Raw genomic sequence first — 16596 nt, 5'->3', positions numbered from 1 at the left:
TGATCGTCATTCGACGAGCAGCGCCAGCGCGGCGTCAGCGTACGCCTTGGGATCCTCGATCTGCGGGTAGTGCCCCAACCCCGGCAGCTCCACGACGTCAGCACTCGGGCGCAGCTCCCGCAATCCAGCCAGCACGTTCGTCGTCGCCACAGGATCGGCGAGTCCCCAGACGAACCCGAGCGGTTTGGGCCAGTCGCGCACCGCCCCGTGCCAGCGCTGCGCGTATTGCACCCGCTCTTCGAGGTAGCTGATCAGCAGGTGGGGTATGCGGTTGCCGTCGTTGTAGCACAACAACTCCCACTGGGCCTGTGCTTCCTCCAGCGCCAGTGGGTGCTCGGCCGAGAACAGCTTGCCGAACCCCCGGTTGAAGCCGCCACGGCTGATCAACCGCGCAGCAACCGGACCCAGCGGGCTGCGCAGGACCTTCTGGATCGGCCGCAGGCTAGCCCGCTCCAAGATCACGCTGCCGTTGCTCAACACGACGCGGCGCAGCTCGAATGGCAGGCGACCCTGCAGATCGCGCGCGAGCAACTCGGTGGTCACCGACGTGCCCATGTCGTGGGCGAGCAGCACAACTGGGCCGATCGTGGCTGCGGCGATCACGGTCTGCACCAGGTCGGCCTGCTCCAGCAAGCTGTAGCGGTGCGGGCGGGGTTTGTCCGACAAACCGAAGCCGAGAAAGTCCATCGTCACCCAGGCTCGGCCGCCCAGGTGCTCGACCACCTGGCGGAAGTCGTAGCAACTCGAGGGATAGCCGTGCAGCAGAAGGACCGTCGGCGATTCGCCCGGTCCCGACCGAACGAAGACCTTGCCCAGATCTGTCTGCACCCATCGTCCACCGTCGCACCACTGCCGGACACTCGCTGATCTCACACTTCGGGCATACCATCGCGAGCGCGCGACGGCGAGTACTAGCTCGAATCCGAATTCTCCAAATAGGCGACGATCGCGTTGGTGAGTCCGCGGCGGGCCTGGTCCAGGTCGGTGTAGGTGCCCAGCTGCTTCTCGGAGGTAATTCCCCGCATCGCTCCTGGGATGAACGCTGCGACTTCACGAACGCGGTTGGGGTCGACGTGTAGACCCGCAAATGCCTCCTGACAGGCGCGCGCCCAGCCATGCTGCCATTTCGACAGTGCGACTGCGGTCTTTGGGTAATGCTGCTCAAGTTCGACGCGATCGTTCGGTAGCGCTTTGCGCAAGGTCTCGATGGCACGGGAATCGGTGGACGTCAGGCCTTCGTACAAGATGTCGATGATCACCGAAACTCGCTCATGCAACTGACCCGCCGAGACCGCGGGCGACGGTAACGCTTGGCAGCGCACCGCGGTACGGTGCAATACCGCGGCCCAGAATCCGTCAACGCCGCCGAATTGGTACTTGACCACTCCCCACGTGGCGCCGATTTCCTTGGCGATACGATTTGCTGACGCTGCCCCTGGATCGCCGGATGCCAACGACTGGAGTGCGGCCTCCAGCATACTTTCACGCGTCGCGAGGCCGCGCCGATTGGAGCGTCGCCGGTCCGCGTCCGCAGCTGTCACCCCAGGGATGCTAGTCCAAGGTTTGAGCGTGTTTGACCGCTATACGTGCGTGTCAGGCCCGCGGCCGCCGATCGCGACCATGGCGGCTAGCATCGGGAGCGCGATCATAAGGAGTGCCATGAGCCTCGAATTCACCCCGGATCCCCTGCTGTACCCGTTCGAGTCGCGCTGGTTCGACAGCTCACGCGGCCGGATCCACTTCATCGACGAGGGCCCCACGAGCGCCACAGGCCCGCCGATCCTGTTCTGCCACGGCAACCCGACCTGGAGCTTCCTGTACCGGGACATCATCGCGGCGTTGCGGGACCGCTTCCGCTGTATCGCGCCCGATTATCTCGGTTTTGGGCTTTCGGAGCGGCCCTCGGGATTCGGATACACGATCGAAGAGCACGCGCGGGTTGTCGGCGAGTTTGTCGATCACCTTGGCCTCGACGGCTACCTGACGATGGGCCAGGACTGGGGTGGACCGGTCAGCATGGCGGTCGCGGTGGAGCGCGCCGATCGAGTGCGCGGCGTCGTGTTGGGCAACACGTGGTTCTGGCCCACGGACGCGCTGACCATGAAGGCGTTCAGCAAGGTGATGTCCAGCCCGCCTTTGCAGTACGCGATTCTGCAGCGCAACTTCTTCGTGGAGCGACTGATACCGGTCGGAACCCAACACCAACTCAGCTCGGCAGTCATGGAGCACTACCGAGCGGTGCAGCCCAACCCTGCAGCCCGAGTGGGCGTAGCCGAAATGCCGAAACAGATACTGGCCGCCAGACCCCTCCTTCAGCGGCTGGCCCGGGAGGTACCAGCGACGCTGGGCGCCAAACGCACCCTGCTGATTTGGGGAATGAAGGACTTCGCATTCAAACCCGGACCCATGATCCCGCGGATGCGCGCGACATTCCCCGATCATGTCCTGGTCGAACTGCCCGACGCCAAGCACTTCATCCAGGAAGATGCCCCCGACCGGATCGCCACGGCAATCGTCGATCGGTTCGGCACCGTCTAGCCGGCCACGGCAACCCTAACCAGATCGCTGCGGCGGCACGCCGCTCTCCCGGGGGCCTAGCCGGTGGGAATCTCGGCCTTGTGCCGTGGGCAGTACGCGTCGATGCTCGCGCCGACGAAGAAGCCGGAGTGATACGCGGGCATGCTGCTGCTCAGCAACACGTCACGCACCACATCTCCTGGGCTCAGGCCGTTGTCCAGTTTCACGCAGACAACATGACCAGCCTGGATAGCGTGTGAGGTAGAGATGTGGTCGGTAATGCCCTCCGACCGCAGCGTTGCCAGAAAATTGTCGTCGATGGTGTCGGCCTGTGCTGTTGCCAGTGGTATGAGAAGGCCAATCCATGCGACCGCCATAGCCATAAAAAGGCGGTTAACCATGTGGGGTGCCCCCTGAAGCTGAAGTGAGATGTCGTGCCGAAGGGCGATGTCGTGTGGACGCCAATACGCCGCCGACGCTGGCGGTTCGGCTACTAGTCCAATTTTGGCGGGCACCATGCCTGCGGTTCCAGGTTGGTCGGTAGTTGTACATGTTTTGTTCACATGCCAGCCAACTGGGAGCCGGCACGGATTATGGTAAACAATCCCGGTGCCGGCCGCGCGGCGAAGGCCCCTCGGGCGGCCCCGGACCGCACGGAGTACCGGTTGGCGCTGCGGCGGCCGTGATTGGTTCCAGTTCACTATCAGGACGCCGCGATGTCACCGGCCATTAAGGTCCGGTGCGCCTATGCTGCAGTAGTGTTGCACCCTGCTGACGGCGGTCCTAGTTCCGCTTTCGATCAGGGGAACTAGTTCAAAGGAACTCCATTGAAGATCAACCGATTTAGCGCCCTGCCAGGTTGTCTGGTTACGGCTGCGCTGGTGCTGTCGGCCTGCAACAGCGACAACAAGGCAAGCGAACCAAGTGTGTCGACGGGCGCTTTGTCGGCGAGTGTGAGTTGCGGCGGAACGAAGACGCTCACCGCCAGCGGGTCGACGGCCCAGGCCAACGCGATGGTTCGGTTCGTCGAAGCCTTCGAGCACGCTTGTGCGGGGCATAGGCTGAATTACACGGCCAACGGGTCGGGCGCCGGCATCGCCGACTTCACGGGCAACACGACCGATTTTGGTGGCTCGGACTCGCCGTTGATCCCGGAGGAGTACGCCGCTGCCCAGCAGCGCTGCGGTTCGCCGGCGTGGAACCTGCCGGTGGTGTTCGGACCGGTCGCCATTACCTACAACGTCGACGGCGTGACCGCATTGACCCTCGACGGTCGCACGGCCGCGAAGATCTTCAACGGTGGCATTACCACCTGGAACGATCCTGCGATCCAGGCGTTGAATTCCGGTGTCACCTTGCCCGCTGATCCCATTCGTGTCGTGTTCCGTAGCGATCTGTCCGGGACCACGGATAACTTCCAGCGATACCTCGACACCGCTGGCGACGGTGCGTGGGGTAAGGGCGCCGGAAAGACGTTCAGCGGCGGTGTCGGCTCCGGCGCCTTGGGCAACGCCGGCGCCGCCTCGGCTGTCAAAGGCACCCCGGGATCGATCAGCTACACCGAATGGTCCTTCGCCCAGCAAGAACAGCTGGACATGGCCAAGATCATCACGTCAGCGGGTCCGGATCCGGTGACGATCAGCACCGAGTCGGTGGCGAAGACGATTGCCTCGGCGGGGATCATCAACAAAGGCAACGACCTCGTCCTCGACACCATCTCGTTCTACCGGCCAAGCGAGTCCGGCTCCTACCCGATCGTGCTCGCGGTCTATGAGATTGTGTGCTCGAAGTATCCAGATCCCGAGGTCGGCGCGGCGGTAAAGGCCTTCCTGCAAAGCACCATCGGCGCAGGCCAGGATGGTTTGGCGGAGCACGGGTATGTGCCTATTCCGGAGTCGTTCAATTCGCGTTTGTCGACCGCGGTGAACGCAATCTCGTGATCAACCTCCGGCGTGGTAGGTCCCTGGGCCAGGCGATAACTCAGGCGAAAGCCTCCAACGGCGGGCACGAGCAAATCAGGTTGCGATCGCCGTGGGCGCCGTCGATGCGACGCACAGCGGGCCAGACCTTGGGCCGAAACGCTGCGCCGAGCGGGTAAGCGGCCTCCTCACGGGTGTAGGCGTGATTCCAGTCGGAGACCACCAGGCATTCGGCGGTGTGCGGAGCACCGCGCAGCGGATTGTCGTCTGCGGGCCATTGCCCCGAGCCGACTCGATCGATCTCGGCACGGATGCCGATCATGGCATCGCAGAAGGCGTCCACCTCGGCCAGGCTTTCGCTCTCGGTGGGCTCGACCATCAGCGTGCCGGCAACCGGGAAGCTCATGGTTGGAGCATGAAATCCGTAATCCGCTAGACGTTTCGCGACGTCGTCGACGGTCACACCGGTCGACTTCGTGATACCGCGCAGATCCAGGATGCATTCGTGGGCGACCATGCCATTCTCGCCCGTGTAGAGCACCGGGAAGTACTCGTCGAGGCGACGCGCGATGTAGTTCGCCGACGTAATCGCGGTCAACGATGCCTTCCGCAGCCCTTCAGCGCCCATCATCCGCAGGTAGGCCCAGGTGATCGGCAGAATTGACGCCGACCCATACGGTGCCGAAGCCACCGGATGACCGTGCGGCAGTTCCGGAGCAAACGGGTGCCCCGGCAGGAACGGGGCCAAATGCGAGCGCACCCCGATCGGTCCGACGCCGGGCCCGCCACCACCGTGCGGAATGCAGAACGTCTTGTGCAGGTTCAGGTGGCTGACGTCGCCGCCGAACTTGCCCGGCCGGGCCAGTCCGACCAACGCGTTGAGGTTGGCACCATCGACGTATACCTGGCCGCCGGCGTCGTGCACCGCGGCGCAGATGTCGGCGATGTCGTGCTCGTATACCCCGTGAGTGGACGGGTAGGTGATCATCAAGGCAGAAAGCCGGTCGCGGTGTTGGTCGACTTTGGCGCGCAGCTCGTCGAGATCGACATCGCCGTTGTCATGGCAGCCCACCACGACCACCCGCATCCCAGCCAACGCCGCCGAAGCCGCGTTGGTGCCATGGGCGCTCGACGGGATCAGGCAAACATCCCGGTGCGGTTCGCCCCGGCTGGCGTGATACTCGTGGATCGCCAACAAGCCGGCGTACTCGCCCTGCGATCCGGCGTTGGGTTGCACCGAAACCGCGTCGTACCCAGTGAGCAGAACCAACCAGCTCTCCAGATCAGCAATGAGCTTGCGCAGTCCCGGAGTGTCAGCTGCCGGCGCGAAAGGATGCTGACTCGCGAATTCCGGCCACGTAATCGACTCCATCTCCGCGGCGGCGTTCAGCTTCATCGTGCACGAGCCAAGCGGAATCATGCTGCGGTCCAACGCAATATCTTTGTCTGCGAGCGCACGAAGGTAGCGCATCATCGACGTCTCGGTGCGGTATTGCGTAAACGCGGGGTGCGTCAGGAACTCCGATGTGCGCGTTGCGATATCCGGGCCCTCGAAGCTGTCGGGAGCCGGTGTCGCCGCAAATGCCGACAGGACGGCCGCAACGTGGTCGTCGGTGGTCGTTTCGTCGCAGGCGACGCCAATGTGGTCGTCATCGACGCGCCACACATTGATGCCGCGTTCTTTGGCGGCGGCCTGAACGTGCAGTGCCCGGCCGGGCACCCTGGCGAGTACGGTGTCGAAAAACGCCGAGTGCACCACCTCGACGCCGGCGCTGGCCAGACCGGCCGCCACGTTACGTGCGTGGGAATGCACCTGCCGCGCGATAGCAGTCAGACCGTCGGCGCCGTGGTAGCTGGCGTACATCGCGGCCATCACCGCCAGCAGCGCCTGCGCGGTACAGATGTTGCTGGTGGCCTTGTCGCGGCGGATGTGCTGCTCGCGAGTCTGCAGCGCCAAGCGGTACGCGCTCGTGCCGTCGCTGTCGACGGATATACCGACCAGGCGGCCGGGAAGCTGGCGGGCATGCTTGTCGTGCACCGCCAAATATCCAGCGTGCGGGCCGCCGAATCCCATTGGGACACCGAACCGTTGCGTGGTGCCGAACGCGACATCGGCGCCGATCTCGCCGGGCGGCGTCAGCAAGGTCAGCGCCAACAAGTCCGCCCCGATGGCAACCAGTGCGCCGCGGTCGTGGGCCTGCTCCACCAGCGCCGACCAGTCCGTGATGCGGCCGCTGGCGCCGGGTAGCTGCGTGATGACACCGAAAAACTCGCCGGCGGGCAGACCCTCGCGCAGGTCGGCCGTGACGATCTCGATGCCCAGCGGCTGGGCGCGAGTAGCCAACACTGCCGCCGTCTGGGTGAACAGGTCGGCGTCGACCGCCAGCCGGTTCGCCGAGCCCCGAGCCGCGCGGTGCATCAATGTCATGGCTTCGGCGGCCGCGGTGCCCTCGTCGAGCATCGATGCGTTTGCGATCTCGAAGCCGGTGAGATCACTGACCATGGTTTGGAAATTCAGCAGCGCTTCCAACCGACCTTGACTGATCTCGGGTTGATAGGGGGTGTAGGCCGTGTACCAGCCCGGGTTCTCCAACACGTTGCGCACCAGCACGGCGGGGGTAATCGTGTCGTAGTAGCCCTGCCCGATCATCGACGCCGCAACGGTGTTGGCGTCGGCCAGCTCCCGCAGCTCGGCCAAGGCTTCGGCTTCGCTAGCGGCCGGCGGGAGCCCGTCGAGCCCCGGGGCGGCGCCGGTGGCGGTGAGGGTATCGAGGATGCCCGCCGGGACTGCCTTGGCTGCCAGGTCATCAAGCGAGTCGACGCCGATGACCGCGAGCATGGTTGCGATGGCCCGGCTGTCAAGGCCGATGTGGCGGTCTTGGAAGCTCGGCTGGCTGGGGGTCGTGTTCAGTTCGGGCACTCCGGACTCCTGAGGTTGGGTGGAGCCGCAACGTCCTCGGGATTCGGGCGGCCCGCCGTGTCGCCGAGTTTGACGTTGTGGTCCTCTCCCTCTGTCGTCCACCCGAGTCGGGCGCCTGAGAGATTCGACAACCGGTTCACCGCAACGGAATACGGCTGCCTTTCCCCATGGGCGGGTGAACCGACGGATCGGCTCACCGCTTTCCAGAGGCATCGGGGCCCGCGCGGTCCGGGGTGCCTGAGAGGTTGACGGAGAGGTGTTGCTCCTTCGGCGTCCGTAACTGGCGGTCACGGAACTCTCCCGCACGTGGGCGATGCGCATCCGAGTTTACCCGGATTACCTGGGCGGAGACTAATCGAGGTGGGCGAGTCCGTCCGGCCGGCACGGTGACCGTACGCGGCACGCCGCTAGCCGATCTTGCGGTCGCGATTCTTGCGTCGGGAAGCGAGTTCGTCTTCCGGTGTCGCGATCGACTCGCCGCCGTCAGCGCGCTCCCCGCGGAAGTCGGCGATAACGCCGGTCAGCTCACGCATCGCGCCGGACACAGCGATGCCGAAGACTCCCTGTCCACCCTGCAGCAGGTCGACAACTTCCTCGGCCGACGTGCACTCGTAGACGGTTGTGCCGTCGGAGAACAAAGTGATGTTGGCCAGATCCTCGACGCCGCGCTGACGCAGGTGATCGACGGCGACCCGGATGTTGTGCAGCGAGATACCGGTATCGAGCAATCGTTTGACGATCTTGAGAACCAGGATGTCCTTGAAGGAGTAGAGCCGCTGACTGCCGGAGCCTGCGGCACTGCGGATCGACGGGACCACCAGCGATGTGCGTGCCCAGTAGTCCAGCTGGCGGTAGGTGATTCCGGCGATCTGGCACGCGCTCGGTCCGCGGTAGCCGACCAGCTCATCGGGAACGGAGTCGTCAGGGAAGAGTCCCGGCTGCATCGGCTGGCTCGATGGGGTGACGCCGTGGGGGCCGGTGGCAGCGGAATCGGGGTGGTCAGCAAGGTCCAGCTGGTCTTGGCGTGGCTGCTCGCTCACGTTGCTTCCTCTCGCCGATCGCGCGCTTGTCACTGGCTGCCCCGACTGCCATGTTTGCTCGGGCCCGAGTGCTAGAAGCATACGCTGTTCGATGCTGCCGGTTAACCATCACGTCGTGATCAAAGTATGGCGGTCGCTGGGATCGGGCGGCGCTAAGCGGCAGGCGTGTCGACATCGCAGTCTGAGATGAGACGTATCCGTGACGTTGCTGGCCTACCGCAAAAAGCCCAGGCGACGCTCGCAAAAGGCGCGGTGGCACCGACGTGGGCCGCCCCGCAACTGCACCGCCCGCCGTTAGGTGGCCTTGAAATCGTCGGGCGACACGCTGTCGAGGAACTCCTTGAATTTCTCCACCTCGTCCTCGCGAACGGCGCTGTTGGATTCCTCGTCGCCCTCGTCCGGGATCAACAGGCCGGCTTGGGCAAGCACAGCCTCCTCGACATAGATCGGCACACCGACCCGCAGCGCGATCGCCACCGAGTCCGACGGCCGCGCGGACACCTTGACATCGCGATCAAAGATCAGATCCGCATAGAACGTGCCTTCCTGCAGATCGACAATGCGCACCTCTTTAAGCGAATGCCCCAGTGCCGCAATGAGATCCCGAATGAGATCATGGGTCAACGGACGTGGCGGTTCGACGCCCTGCTGCTCCAGGGCAATCGCGGCCGCCTCCGACTGGCCTATCCAGATCGGCAGGTACCGGTCACCGTTGGCTTCGCGCAGTAACAGCACCGGCTGGTTCTGCGGTTGCTCGACGCGAATGCCGACAACACGAACTTCACTCATCTGCGTCTGCCCTCCGCACATGCGCACATGCCACCGTGTCCCACTCCCACTCGGCACGACGACGCGGTGAACACCATGCGTTTGCTCACGTTGTCGAACACCAAGCTGTCGAGGAAAGTCTAGTCCTCAGCGATGCAGAACGTCGCGAACGGCGGCCTTGATCAACGAGGTGTGCAAAGTGATGGCAAGCGCGGCCACCTCCCGTGCCAAGTCGTCAGCACGGTCACGGGCGCCGGCCTTGCCCGCTTTGACCAACGGGCCCGCAATCTGGGCGATCAGGTCGGACTGGCGGTCCGCCGCGGAGCGGAAAGCCCGTAGATGTCGTGGTTCTACACCGTAGTCAGCCAGTGCCCGTGCACATTGCAGAATCACCACGGCATGTTCGTCGAAGAACCCCCCTGGTCCGGTAGTGATCACCCCGGCCTTGAGCAAGGCCGTAAGCAGGTCGTCGTCCACTCCGGAGCGTTCCAGCAGATCCTCTCGACTGAGCCGGACGCTGGTGGGCGACACCGCCGCAGTGTCGGATCTGGTGTCATCGGCCTCGGTGTCGCCCACCGACACCAATCGCGGCATGCCGTAGGACGAACCGAACGGCGGCAGTTCCCCGTCCGGCTGGGCGTCCAGCTGTGCTCGAATCACCTTCAGTGGCAGATAGTGATCGCGCTGGGCGGTGAGGATGAAGCGCAGCCGTGCGCAGTCGTACGCGGCGAATCTGCGGTATCCCGATGCGGCCCGCTGTGGCGTCACCAACCCCTCGGCCTCCAGGAAACGAATCTTGGAGATGGTGACATCCGGAAAATCCGGTCGTAGCAAGTCCAAGACCGCCCCGATCGACATCCCGGCCAGCGCGGGGCCATCGGGTGCGCTCACTGGCTTCCGGTGCCCCCGTCGTCGCCGCCCTGCTTGGGACCGGTCAAGAACACCAAGCGGAACTTGCCGATCTGGACTTCGTCGCCGTTGGCCAGCACCGCCGAATCCACGGGCTCACGGTTGACGTAGGTGCCATTGAGGCTCCCGACGTCGACCACGCTGAATTCGTTATTCTCCAATCTGAATTCGGCGTGGCGACGGCTCACCGTAACGTCGTCGAGAAAAATATCGCTGTCGGGATGGCGGCCAGCTGACGTGATCGCCTGGTCGAGCAGGAAGCGAGATCCGGCGTTGGGCCCGCGTTTGACGACCAGCAACGCCGAACCCGCTGGGAGCCCTTCCACACCGGAGACTGCGCTTTCCGAGCCCGCCTGTGCAGGGGCGTCCAGCTCGCTGAGGAAGTCCGCGCGGAAGACGGAGGTCGTCTCCACGGTGACTTCGTTCGAGGTCTGGTCCTTCTCCATATCCGTCACCCGCTGCTCCTCACTGACCGCTGTGGCGTTGTCTGACCGCGCCGCTCGCCGGATTCTCCTACGATTTGCTGCCTATTATTGCCCAACTGCCTTCGGTCCTAGTTTCTCGACCGTACCGCGCACGGGTGCGCAGGTCAGTTGCAGCCCCGCATCGTCGCACACGATGCTGGCTGGGACCTTAGCAACAGTCACTCGGTAAGCGTGCCGCGGTAGGCCTCGGCGTCGAGGAAGTCCTTGAGGGCGGACTCCAGACCCGAGCCGTCGACCTGGATCTCAAGCAGCCAGCCCGCTCCGTAGGGGTCGGAGTTCACTAGTTGTGGGTTGCCTTCCAGATCCGCGTTGACCGCAGACACAGTGCCCGACAGAGGCGCATAAAGGTCTGACACCGATTTCGTCGATTCCACTTCGCCAAAGGATTCGCCGGCGGTGACATCGTCGCCCACCGTCGGCAGCTGAACGAAGACGACGTCGCCGAGTGCCGACTGGGCAAAGTCGGTGATCCCGACCCGCACCGTGTCCGCCGCGCTCCGGCGAATCCACTCGTGGTCGGAGGTGTACTGCAGATCGGCTGGGATATCGGTCACGTTGATCCTATTCTGGTTGGTTTCGGTCGGATTCGTTCATTTGACGGGCTGAGCGTATTGGTGTGGTTTTGGTTGTCGCAAGCTGGTCACGTCTAGCCGGTCGGCCTGTTCCACGGACATCCGTCCGCCGACACGTTTGACGCTGTCAACCGCTCCGCCGGGAATCTTCATCGCCGCGGCCAGGGTCGGTGGATCACCAATCGCCAGAATTGAATACGGCGGGGACAGACCCTTGCCGTCGATGGTCAGCTCACCGGGACTACCCGCTACCCACGTATCGACTCCGACCCGCACGGCACTATGAGCATCGTTGATCTGGATCGCCTCGGCACCGGCGGCCCGCAACTCATTGATCACATCGAGCATGACTTCGGGTGCAACGCCTGGCCCGGGATCGTCGATCGTGACCATGACGCCCGGACCGGTGGCGCCCACGGCGCCGACCAGGATGGACAGCGCGGCCAATCTGGCCTGGGCGTTTTCTATGGCCGCCTGGTCGTTGTCCCCGGAGGCCTGAAGCGAGTTCAGGGTGTTCTGCAACTCGGTCACTTCGCTATTCAGGGTGGCCTCCCGCCGCCGCAGCGAATCCAACAGCACGAGCAGGTCGGCCGGGCGCGCCGTGTCCAGCGAGTCACCGGACTCGGTCTGGCGGACCTGGGTAGCTAATGCAGCCCCGAGCAGCACGCACAATGCGATCGCCAACATCCCAAACACCAGTCGTGAGCGACCACCCCGCAGCATCGCGGAGAGCCTTGTCTGGCGCCCGATCTCGCTGCGAGACTGGTCCCCCACGAGTTCGTGACGACCATGCTGCGCGGCCGTCGGAGCATCTGATGCGGGGTCCTGAGGAATCTGACTCATTGCCGTCATGCTCCGAATAACCGCCGCCGCAGCGCGGCGGTGTTGCCAAAGATGCGGATGCCCAGGACGACGATGATGGCGGTGGACAATTGCGTGCCAACGCCCAACTGGTCGCCAACATAGACGATCAGTGCTGCGACCAAGACGTTGAATACGAACGAGACGACGAAGACCTTCGGGTCAAAGATCCCCTCGAGGTAGGCGCGCAGCCCACCGAACACCGCGTCGAGGGCGGCGACCACCGCGATCGGCAAGTAAGGCTCGATCGCGTCAGGCACGCTGGGATGAAACACCAGGCCGAGCACAATACCAACGGCCAGAGCCGCGATACCGATCATGTGCTCCGCATCCCCGTCCGCATGTCCAGCATTTGACGCGCTCCTTCGAACCGTATCTGCACCACCAGGATCTCTCTCACGAGGGCAGGATCTCTATCACGAGGGCAGGATCTCTCTCACGAGGGCAGGATCTCTCTCACTAGGGCGGCCCAATCTCTTTGGCGAACTTGATATCCCGGATCGATCCGGCCGGCAATGCCAGCCCGTCACCAATGTCGACGCTGACCCCCACACCATAGGAGATCTCCAGGAGCCGCAGTCGGTGTAGACCAGGACTGCGGTCAAAAGCATCGCGCATCAGATGCGGCGGACCGATCGCACGGACTGTATACGGGCTCGTGGTGGGGTTGTTGTCGACCAGGATCGCTCCGCCAGCCTGCCGGATCGTGACGTTCGGCCCGATCCGGACCCCATCGACCGATATGGCCTCAGCACCGCTCGCCCACAACGAGTTGACAACGAGCTGCAAATCGCGATCCAGGATGATCTGCTGGCTACCGGTCACCCGCTGCTTGGACATATCGGAAAGGTTCGGACCGGCACCTGGATCCGTCACCGTCACCGTCACGCCAGGGCCGATCACCGCGGTACTCGCGGCCGCCAAACTGAGCGCGTCCAGCCGGTTCAACAGCCGTTGTCCAGTGGCGTCGTCGGCGAGTGTGCGCCGTCGCATGTCGTCGACTTCCGCCGACAAGGCGCGCCGGCGTTGAGTCAATTCGGTCGCGGCGGCCTGCGTCGAACGCACGTTTTTTGCCAGCACCTGTTGGGCGGCATGCACGCCGGGGGCCACCGTACGTGCTTGGGCTACCGCAGCAGCAAATACCGTGGCGACCAGAGTCGCCGCCAATGCCTGCCACATCCAGCCGATAGCACGGGCGCGCCCACCCCGAGGGGTGCCGGAGCGAGCCCGGTCGGCTGCTGCGGCGGCATAGCCGGGATCCAAATGCTCTGACAGCAAAGCACGCAGTAAGGACGGCACCGCGATGCGCTGCGGGCGAGCGGCGTGGGCGCGGTAACCCGCATTGGGGTCGTACCCGCCGAGGCGCCGATCAGGTTCAACCATGTTCACCTGCGTTTCGCGCGACCTGCCGACGAGTCCGGTCGTGGACCCTGGGCATGCGCCGCACCACCAGGGTCATCTGCACCGCATACAGCACAAATGCCCAGAGGTACATGTACATACCCCAGATCAAGAATGCCCAACCAAAGGCCCCCACCACGCGACTCCACAGTGCGTCCCATTGTCCAAGCAGGATGATGGGAAAGGCCACCATGAGGGCGAAGGTCGCGGCCTTGCCAACGTAGGTCACCGGTAGTGCCGAGATTCCGCGGCTCAACAAGAGCGGCAGGGTCGCTGCCAGAGCCACGTCGCGCGCCAGCAGCGTGACAACAATCCACCACGGCAGAATCCCGCTCAGCCCAAAAACGATCGGGATCGTGACCATGTAGAGGCGATCGACGGCGGGGTCGAGGAGCACGCCCAACCGCGACGACTGATTGAGCAGCCGTGCGATCTTGCCGTCCGCCCAATCGGAGACACCACTGAACATCAGAATCGCCACAGCCCAGCCGTTTGCGTGGGCAAAAAGCATCGCGTAAACCAACACCGGAATCAGGGCCAGGCGGACGATGCTCAGCGCGTTGGGCACCGTCAACACACGATTCTGTGCGGGCACCGGCTCCATGAGCTGTGACCCTAGCTCGGCGACGTTACGGCCCGCGCGCGGACTGAGAGGGACCCGGGCAATTGAGCCAGACCCGGTGACGATGCGGTCCGCGCGCGGACCGAGGAGGAGCCGGGCAATCCAGCCCAGCCCGGTGACGATGCGGTCCGCGCGCGGACCGAGGTGGGGGCACCCCCAGCCGCATCGCGGCGAGGGGGCGAGCCGGGCAATCCAGCCCAGCCCGGTGACGATGCGGTCCGCGCGCGGGCCGACGGAGGTGGTCTCAGCGGAACACCCCGGGCAGGCTCAGGGTCGACAAGGTGTCGTCGGACAGCGGGTTGTCGTTGACCATGTACGTCCATGTCGATGTCGGCCGGGCCAGCTTGGATAGATCAAGTCCCGCCTCGTCTTCAAGGACATTGGCGGTCTCGAAGGTCTGTTGGGCTGCCTCGATCGCATCAGCGGCCAGGGACGCGAACGCGTCGACCGCAAGCCGGTGGAACTCGTCGAGCGGATTCTGCCGGCCCAGCGCCCGCAAATGGATACTTTCCCGAATATCAGCCAGGTAGGCGAGGTGATCTGCCCAGCCACGGTCGAGGTGATACAGCATGATCAACCGGCAGATCTCTTCGAGGCGCTCGTCGGACACCTCGTCAGACAGCTCCTGGTACCGCTCCGGCGCCAGTTCGGTGAGCTCCTCGAGCGCGGTTGCGGTGCGTAGCAACGTGTTACGCCGGTCCACGATGATGGCGCGCTGCTGAGCTATGAGTTGGTTGTACCGCCACGTGTTGGCGTGCACGTCCAGGAGCCGACCTTCGGCGACGCGCTGGGCGTGGTCGAGCAGACTACTTGCCTTCGAGCTGACAATCCGGCCGTCTTCGTCGGTTTCCGCAGGCAACTTGTTGCTATCGAGGTTCGCCTCGGCGACATCGTCCTCCCAACTCGAGAAGAACACCGATGACCCTGGGTCGCCCTGGCGCCCGGCCCGGCCGCGCAGCTGGTTGTCCAGCCGCTCGGTGTGATGCCGGCCAGTGCCAACCACATGGAGTCCGCCCAGTTCGGCGACGCGGTCATGGTCGGCCTCGTCTGATCCACCCAGCCGAATATCGGTGCCACGCCCAGCCATCTGGGTGGACACCGTGACCGTGCCGAATTTGCCGGCCTCGGCGATCACCCGGGCCTCCTCGGCATCGTTCTTTGCGTTGAGCACCGCGGCGGACACGCCGCGATGCTGCAGCCTCTCGTGCAGCTCCTCGGATTCGGCAACGTCGCGCGTGCCGACGAGGACTGGCTGCCCCGTTTCATGCACCTCGGCGATGTGTTCGACGATCGCGTCGTTCTTGGCCGCAGCGGTGATGTACACCCGATCGGATTCGTCTTCGCGAATGTTCGGGGTATTGGGCGGTATCGGTGAAACGCTTAACTTGTAGAACTGGCGCAGCTGCTCGCCGGCGGCCAGCGCGGTCCCGGTCATCCCGCACACGGTCGCGTACCGGTTGACCAATGCCTGCACCGTGATGGTGTCGAGGACCTCGCCCGTTTCGGTGGTCTCGATGCCTTCCTTGGCTTCGACCGCTGCTTGCAGGCCATCGGGCCAGCGCTGCAGTTGCGCGATGCGGCCCCGCGAGGCGTTGATCAGGTGCACCGCGTCGTCCCGGACGATGTAGTGCACGTCGCGTTGCAACAGCACATGGGCGTGCAGCGCGACGTTCACCTCGGTCAGCGTGGTGCCAACATGTTCCTCGGAGTACAAGTCGATGCCACCGAGGGCTTTTTCCACTTTCCGCGCCCCGGCATCGGTCAAGTGGACGTTGCGGCTATCGGCGTCGGTGGCAAAGTATTCGTCGGTGTCGGAGGCCCCAACGAGCTGACCGACCAGCTGAATGATCTCTAGCCGCGGTGTCTCCCGGTGGGTAGTTCCCGCCAGCACCAGCGGCACCAGCGCCTCGTCGACCAGGACGGAATCGGCTTCGTCGATGAGAGCTACATCCGGGTTCGGGGATACCAGATCGTCGACGTTGGTCACCAGCTGGTCGCGCAGTACGTCAAAGCCAATTTCGTTGATCGAGGCGTAGGTGACATCACAGTCATAAGCGGCACTGCGATCCGCCCGCGTCGATTCTGCAGTGATCCACCCGACCGTCAGGCCCATCGCCTCGAGCAGCGGGCCCATCCACTCCGCGTCGCGGTGGGCCAAATAGTCATTGATGGTCACGACGTGCACGTGCCGACCAGCCAGGGCGTAGCCGGCGGCGGCGATCGCACCGGCGAGGGTCTTGCCCTCACCGGTCGCCATCTCGATCACGTCGCCATCGAGCATGCGCAGTGCGCCCAGTAGCTGCACTTCAAACGGACGCAACCCGGTCGTCCGCTCGGCGGCCTCGCGGGCAATCGCGAGGAACTGGGGGACGTCGGGGGACTGGGCGAGCTGGTCGAGGTTGAGCAGCCGGGCTGCTTTGACTAGCTTCTCGTCGTCCAGATCGGCAGCTTCCTTGTCGTACTCGGCCGACGCGGATACCTCCGCCATGGAACGACTTCGGGTCTTTTCCGTACTTGCGCCGAGAAGCCGCCAGAATCGGCTGCTCAGGCGGCCCGGTTGGGTATGGCTGGTCTTGGGCACA

Annotated in this window: 16 protein-coding genes and 1 riboswitch; of the genes, 2 read left to right on the top strand and 14 right to left on the bottom strand. The window is 64.3% G+C overall.

Translation table 11 applies throughout. The features are described from left to right. Positions 1–6 precede the first annotated feature (6 nt). Positions 7–873 (bottom strand): alpha/beta fold hydrolase, encoded by an 867-nt coding sequence (locus tag F6B93_RS11230; protein WP_211699167.1) that lies wholly within the window; start codon positions 871–873, stop codon positions 7–9. Positions 874–911: 38 nt separating this feature from the next. Continuing rightward, positions 912–1478, bottom strand: a complete 567-nt coding sequence (locus F6B93_RS11225; protein ID WP_211699418.1) for a TetR/AcrR family transcriptional regulator — start codon at positions 1476–1478, stop codon at positions 912–914. A 181-nt stretch (positions 1479–1659) separates the two neighbouring features. Between F6B93_RS11225 and F6B93_RS11220 the strand changes: the two genes are divergently transcribed. After that, a complete protein-coding gene (locus F6B93_RS11220; RefSeq protein WP_211699166.1) occupies positions 1660–2538 on the top strand; it encodes a haloalkane dehalogenase in 879 nt (292 codons plus the stop codon). A 56-nt stretch (positions 2539–2594) separates the two neighbouring features. On the opposite strand, the gene F6B93_RS11215 is transcribed toward F6B93_RS11220, so the two are convergent. Beyond that, the gene (locus F6B93_RS11215; protein ID WP_246541070.1) at positions 2595–2900 is read right to left on the bottom strand and encodes a DUF732 domain-containing protein; all 306 of its coding nucleotides are present in this window, start codon (positions 2898–2900) and stop codon (positions 2595–2597) included. A 444-nt stretch (positions 2901–3344) separates the two neighbouring features. Here F6B93_RS11215 and pstS point away from each other — a divergent pair, with 444 nt between their 5' ends. Continuing rightward, positions 3345–4457, top strand: coding sequence for a phosphate ABC transporter substrate-binding protein PstS (pstS, locus tag F6B93_RS11210; RefSeq protein ID WP_211699164.1), 1113 nt, complete (start codon positions 3345–3347; stop codon positions 4455–4457). 40 nt (positions 4458–4497) lie between these two features. Here the strand turns inward: pstS and gcvP are convergent, their stop codons facing one another. The 11 genes from gcvP to secA2 form a co-directional block, all read right to left on the bottom strand. Next, positions 4498–7347 (bottom strand): aminomethyl-transferring glycine dehydrogenase, encoded by a 2850-nt coding sequence (gene gcvP / locus F6B93_RS11205; RefSeq protein ID WP_211699417.1) that lies wholly within the window; start codon positions 7345–7347, stop codon positions 4498–4500. A 223-nt stretch (positions 7348–7570) separates the two neighbouring features. Then, positions 7571–7669, bottom strand: a riboswitch (glycine riboswitch). A gap of 94 nt (positions 7670–7763) precedes the next feature. Further along, the gene (locus tag F6B93_RS11200) at positions 7764–8396 is read right to left on the bottom strand and encodes a MerR family transcriptional regulator (protein WP_211699163.1); all 633 of its coding nucleotides are present in this window, start codon (positions 8394–8396) and stop codon (positions 7764–7766) included. Between the two features lie 294 nt (positions 8397–8690). Beyond that, positions 8691–9185, bottom strand: a complete 495-nt coding sequence (locus tag F6B93_RS11195) for a bifunctional nuclease family protein (RefSeq protein WP_211699416.1) — start codon at positions 9183–9185, stop codon at positions 8691–8693. A gap of 126 nt (positions 9186–9311) precedes the next feature. Beyond that, positions 9312–10055, bottom strand: coding sequence for a transcriptional regulator FtsR (gene ftsR / locus F6B93_RS11190; RefSeq protein WP_211699162.1), 744 nt, complete (start codon positions 10053–10055; stop codon positions 9312–9314). Then, the gene (gene garA / locus F6B93_RS11185) at positions 10052–10519 is read right to left on the bottom strand and encodes a glycogen accumulation regulator GarA (RefSeq protein WP_425518542.1); all 468 of its coding nucleotides are present in this window, start codon (positions 10517–10519) and stop codon (positions 10052–10054) included. Before garA ends, ftsR begins: the two co-directional genes overlap by 4 nt. A gap of 197 nt (positions 10520–10716) precedes the next feature. After that, positions 10717–11112, bottom strand: coding sequence for a glycine cleavage system protein GcvH (gene gcvH, locus F6B93_RS11180; protein WP_211699160.1), 396 nt, complete (start codon positions 11110–11112; stop codon positions 10717–10719). A 36-nt stretch (positions 11113–11148) separates the two neighbouring features. Beyond that, on the bottom strand, positions 11149–11973 hold the full coding sequence (locus tag F6B93_RS11175) for a DUF881 domain-containing protein (RefSeq protein WP_211699159.1): 825 nt from the start codon (positions 11971–11973) through the stop codon (positions 11149–11151). 5 nt (positions 11974–11978) lie between these two features. Continuing rightward, complete coding sequence (locus tag F6B93_RS11170; protein WP_211699158.1) at positions 11979–12311, bottom strand: small basic family protein; 333 nt, start codon at positions 12309–12311, stop codon at positions 11979–11981. Positions 12312–12450: 139 nt separating this feature from the next. Then, positions 12451–13374 (bottom strand): DUF881 domain-containing protein, encoded by a 924-nt coding sequence (locus F6B93_RS11165; RefSeq protein WP_211699157.1) that lies wholly within the window; start codon positions 13372–13374, stop codon positions 12451–12453. Continuing rightward, on the bottom strand, positions 13367–13996 hold the full coding sequence (locus F6B93_RS11160) for a CDP-alcohol phosphatidyltransferase family protein (protein WP_211699156.1): 630 nt from the start codon (positions 13994–13996) through the stop codon (positions 13367–13369). Before F6B93_RS11160 ends, F6B93_RS11165 begins: the two co-directional genes overlap by 8 nt. Before the next feature lie 262 nt (positions 13997–14258). After that, complete coding sequence (gene secA2, locus F6B93_RS11155; RefSeq protein WP_211699155.1) at positions 14259–16595, bottom strand: accessory Sec system translocase SecA2; 2337 nt, start codon at positions 16593–16595, stop codon at positions 14259–14261. Between the last annotated feature and the right edge of the window lies 1 nt (position 16596).

Origin of the sequence: Mycobacterium spongiae (genome assembly GCF_018278905.1) — a bacterium.
Classification (GTDB): Bacteria; Actinomycetota; Actinomycetes; order Mycobacteriales; family Mycobacteriaceae; genus Mycobacterium; species Mycobacterium spongiae.
Note: the sequence above shows the minus strand (reverse complement) of the source record. Positions and strands in the feature narration are given on the sequence as shown.

Coding starts and splice junctions, on each gene's coding strand:
- F6B93_RS11225 (WP_211699418.1), bottom strand. CDS start 1,478: ATGCTGGAGGCCGCACTCCAGTCGTTGGCATCCGGCGATCCAGGGGCA.
- F6B93_RS11220 (WP_211699166.1), top strand. CDS start 1,660: ATGAGCCTCGAATTCACCCCGGATCCCCTGCTGTACCCGTTCGAGTCG.
- F6B93_RS11215 (WP_246541070.1), bottom strand. CDS start 2,900: ATGGCTATGGCGGTCGCATGGATTGGCCTTCTCATACCACTGGCAACA.
- F6B93_RS11195 (WP_211699416.1), bottom strand. CDS start 9,185: ATGAGTGAAGTTCGTGTTGTCGGCATTCGCGTCGAGCAACCGCAGAAC.
- garA (WP_425518542.1), bottom strand. CDS start 10,519: ATGGAGAAGGACCAGACCTCGAACGAAGTCACCGTGGAGACGACCTCC.
- F6B93_RS11175 (WP_211699159.1), bottom strand. CDS start 11,973: ATGAGTCAGATTCCTCAGGACCCCGCATCAGATGCTCCGACGGCCGCG.
- F6B93_RS11170 (WP_211699158.1), bottom strand. CDS start 12,311: ATGATCGGTATCGCGGCTCTGGCCGTTGGTATTGTGCTCGGCCTGGTG.
- F6B93_RS11165 (WP_211699157.1), bottom strand. CDS start 13,374: ATGGTTGAACCTGATCGGCGCCTCGGCGGGTACGACCCCAATGCGGGT.
- F6B93_RS11160 (WP_211699156.1), bottom strand. CDS start 13,996: ATGGAGCCGGTGCCCGCACAGAATCGTGTGTTGACGGTGCCCAACGCG.